Genomic DNA, 3788 nt, shown 5'->3' with positions numbered 1-3788 from the left:
GTGGGAGGGGCTTTGGCTGCTGCGATCCTTGGGCTATTCGGTAAACGGAGAGTAAGCCGGGAACTTGTCCGCGTTTAGGTCAAGGTTTGTTTTCTCTGTTTCCGCCTGGTTTCCCGGCGGTGCCACAATATTATGACCATGCGCAGCTTCGTTACCCGGCTCCTCGCAGAACCGGACTTGGAGTGTTACACCATCCGGCTCCCAGTCTGAGTCATCCACCAAGGGAAGGGGTAAAGGTTGTGGCGAATTTCTGCCTTGGGCAGGAGGCGACGTATGTAGGCCGAGAATTGCTTCCAGTTAAGCGAGCGCTTCTGGCTTCGCCTGTTTAGCCACGTAAACAGCAGCCGTTGGGCAAAGTAGATGTAGCTCGACAACCCGCGACTGTTACCGCTGACACCATAGTACTGAATGTGTCCTTGCAGATGCCTCGCAAGAAACGCCACCATGGCGTTCCCTCCCTCAGTACGCATCTCCCGCAGGCGGTCGTTGAGGGCCTTGAGCTTCTTGCGCAGGCGCTTGCCGTCGGTTTTGCGACCAACAACGAAGCGCCCCGTCCGACTCCGACCCACATAATGGGTGAAGCCGAGGAAGCTGAAGGTGCGCGGTCCTTGGTATTGCACCCGCGAGCGTCCAAGCATGGCACTGCCAAATTGCAGCAGCGCCGTCTTGCTCGGCTCGATCTCCAGATCGAACTCGGCCAAGCGCTTTTGCATCTCGATGAGACATGCGCGGGCGTCGGCCTCGTGCGTGAAGCAGGCCACAAAGTCATCGGCGTAGCGAATCAGGTAGGCCTTGCCCGCGCACTGCTTTGCAAAACGCTTCTCGAACCAAAGGTCAAGCACGTAGTGCAGGTAGATATTACTCAGTACGGGCGAGACCAATCCGCCTTGCGGCGTCCCTTCGACGCTGGCTGTGAATACGCCATCGTCCATGATGCCGGCCTTCAGAAACCGCTGGATGATCCGTAGAAGGTTCGGATCGCCGATGCGATGTTCGAGAAAGCGTAGCAGGTGGGCATGGGAGACGTGGTCGAAAAAGCCTTTAATGTCAGCTTCAACCACCCATTGCGTCCGTTCGTTGGTAATGACCTCCGCGACCCGACGTAGCGCATCATGCGCACTGCGCCCAGGGCGAAAGCCAAAGGAGCAGTCCAGAAACTCCGGCTCCCAGATGGCCTGCAAGATTTGGCTGAGGCGATCCTGCACCAGGCGGTCCTCAAAACTCGGAACACCCAGTGGACGCATGCGTCCGTCCCCTTTCGGGATGTAGGTTCGCCGCACCGGTTGCGGCCGATAGCCCAGTCGGCGTATCCGTGCCGACAAGTCCTCCAAGCGAGCCAATAGGCCCTTGGCATAGTCCTCCTTTCTTACCCCATCAACTCCGGGCGCCTTGCGTCCGTCTTGGCGTCCGAAGCTCTCGCGCAACCCCTCGGGATCAGACAACAACCCCATCAGGGAGGTGAACCGCGTGCGCAGTTCCTCGCGCGCCTTCAGGGTGAAACGTTTCAGTTTGGTTGTCACGTTACAGAGTCCTCTCAGCGTAGGGACGTGTCTCACTGTCGCGTTATCTCAGACCGCCACTCCTTTGCTCGACCCGCATTACCAGGCTTCATCGCTCCTATGAGTGGCTCCGACTTCCGCACACCACCGCCGGCGTCCTCGCTTTTTACACTTGTTCGCCGGTGCCCGCTTCCCGCAGACCGATGCACGGATCTCCCTGGTTACCACGTGCTCTCAATGTCAGGCTCGATACGGCCTCGGACCCCGGGGAGTCTCCATGCCACTGACCTTGACGCGACACGAAGTGTTGCCTGCCGGGGGGCCAAACCCGTCGGCACTCTCCAACGTAATTTTCGGGGCTCTACACCTTCAGGGTCGGCTTCACCCGTTACCTTTGCACCTCGCCTGTTTTCATGCCTACGCATCGTCGCGTCAGTTACCCTTCGCGCCGTAAGGCTTGATACCGGGCTCGCGGCTCACGATTACCCGGGCGGGACTCTCACCCGCTAGAACACGCGGCCTTGCCAGGCCGCACTGTCCCTGGAATTCTCATGGCGAATTCGATTTTTTTGATTCATGCCAAAGCGCTTCTACCTGCAGCGTGGCCTCATGCGCCATCCGCGCCCGCTCTTCGATACGATAGCCGGCAGCCTCATTCAACTGGCGCTTCACCTCCCAGAGTTCAGCGAGAATTGGATCGGGCGCTCTCATAGGATGAGGTTGGTTTTGGGCTGATAATGTCATCGGATGATGCCCTCGAGTAGTTCTTCGGGTGTTGTCAGCAGGGCTGGTGTCTGGCCAAGTGAATCGAGCGTCTTGATCAGTCGGGCTTTTTGCTCAGGGCCAACGAGATGAGCAAAGTTCCAGCTCAATAGATAGCGAGCGCCGTGGTAACTGGCCAGCGCAACGTGCAGCGCATCCTCTGCTTCCGTTGCCGGAAGCGCACCGGCTTCGATCATCTGTTGAGCCAGTCGCTCGCAGTCAGGATTGATCCGGAGGATATCGATGTTTCGAACCACATCAAGCCGGCGCCGCGCCGCTACAGGGTCGCCCTTTGCCGCTTCGTCGATCACTAGCTCAGAAATCGCCCGGACCCAGTATTGATCGGCTTGATCCCACCACTCACGCGTCCAGACCTGACGTGCGGCTGTTACCACATCCCGGCTCGGTCGCGCCGTTAGATAAGAGACGATGGAGGTTTCGACATAGACCAAGGGTTTCAAGAGTGGTTCGCCCCACACGCAACAGAATAAAAACATCAGAGAAAACAGGGGCACACCACATTAACAGCGTTATAGCGGAAGCTCACCCTGCTCGTCCGCGAGCATTTCAGGGAATGCGGGGGTCGCGGCTCATGCCTGCAGTCTAGCCGATGCGCGGCTGGGGGTGGAGGAGCTTTGGCTGCTGCGATCCTTGGGCTATTCGGTACACTGTCACTAGATTTCCTTAAGCTCAGCGCGCGTGGCGGTGTCACCTTTAATGGGTCCGCTCGGGCATCGCGGGGAAGCTTCAGGCCGCTTCGCGCTTGTGCTCTGCCTCCCAGCCGATACAGGCCAGGGCGATGTGGCGGGGAACCGGGCGAGCACCGGTGCCAAAGGCGCTGATGGTTCGCGGCGTGAGGCCCAACGCCTCAGCGGCCTGGGCGAGGGAAAGTCGGTTGCGCGCGCGCCATTGGGCGAAGATGCGGGTATTGTCATCCGGGGCGTTCTGGGCTTGGGCATCCAGCCAGAGGGTGTCGGCGCCAATCTGGATGTCCGCACTCGGCCAGACCACGGCCCAGCCTTCGCCTTCAATCAGGGTGGCCTCGGCAAAGAGATCAGGCTGCTGCAAGGGGGCCAGGCCGGGCGACTGCGACCAGAGAGGCGCGAAATCAATCTCTTGCACGCTGTCATCAACAAAGGTCAGGCGCAGGCGAGACGGCGGCAGGGGTTGGACGGCCTTGAGGCGGGGGCGTTTCATGGATGCCATTGGTTCCAGTCCTCCATCAGTTGCTGGCGGTATTTTTTGCGAAACCGTTCTTTGGTGGTCATGACCTCAAGTGTATAGAACTTATTTCTATACGAAAAGGCCGCTGCTGCTCAGCCACTGACCGGACGGCAGCGAAGACAGCTCCGCCTTTGAGCTCTCACGCCAGCTCAATGTCCTCGACCCAAACACGCCAGAGGGGATGTCTATGCTCGGCGTCCTGGTCCGTGGCGGTGTCCTCTCCAGCGCCAAGGAATGAGCATGCAGCCGCGCTTCTGTATCGAGCTCGCGCTGCGCTCCAGTGCGCGCCTGCCCTTGCCAGCG

General features: G+C 59.5%; 4 protein-coding genes. All 4 read right to left on the bottom strand.

Going from position 1 to position 3788, the window contains the following annotated elements; translation table 11 throughout:
* Window positions 1-185 precede the first annotated feature (185 nt).
* Window positions 186-1520: a group II intron reverse transcriptase/maturase gene (gene ltrA / locus VBE63_RS25860; protein WP_323685877.1), complete on the bottom strand. Its 1335-nt coding sequence runs from the start codon at window positions 1518-1520 to the stop codon at window positions 186-188.
* Window positions 1521-2048: 528 nt separating this feature from the next.
* Window positions 2049-2243, bottom strand: coding sequence for a hypothetical protein (locus VBE63_RS25855; RefSeq protein WP_323685876.1), 195 nt, complete (start codon window positions 2241-2243; stop codon window positions 2049-2051).
* Window positions 2240-2722, bottom strand: a complete 483-nt coding sequence (locus VBE63_RS25850; protein ID WP_323685875.1) for a type II toxin-antitoxin system VapC family toxin — start codon at window positions 2720-2722, stop codon at window positions 2240-2242. Before VBE63_RS25850 ends, VBE63_RS25855 begins: the two co-directional genes overlap by 4 nt.
* 286 nt (window positions 2723-3008) lie before the next feature.
* Window positions 3009-3458, bottom strand: a complete 450-nt coding sequence (locus VBE63_RS25845) for a DUF2442 domain-containing protein (RefSeq protein WP_323685874.1) — start codon at window positions 3456-3458, stop codon at window positions 3009-3011.
* Between the last annotated feature and the right edge of the window lie 330 nt (window positions 3459-3788).

It is taken from the genome of Lamprobacter sp. (genome assembly GCF_034860625.1).
Taxonomy (GTDB): Bacteria; Pseudomonadota; Gammaproteobacteria; order Chromatiales; family Chromatiaceae; genus Lamprobacter.
This window is presented reverse-complemented; position numbering and strand designations above follow the sequence as displayed.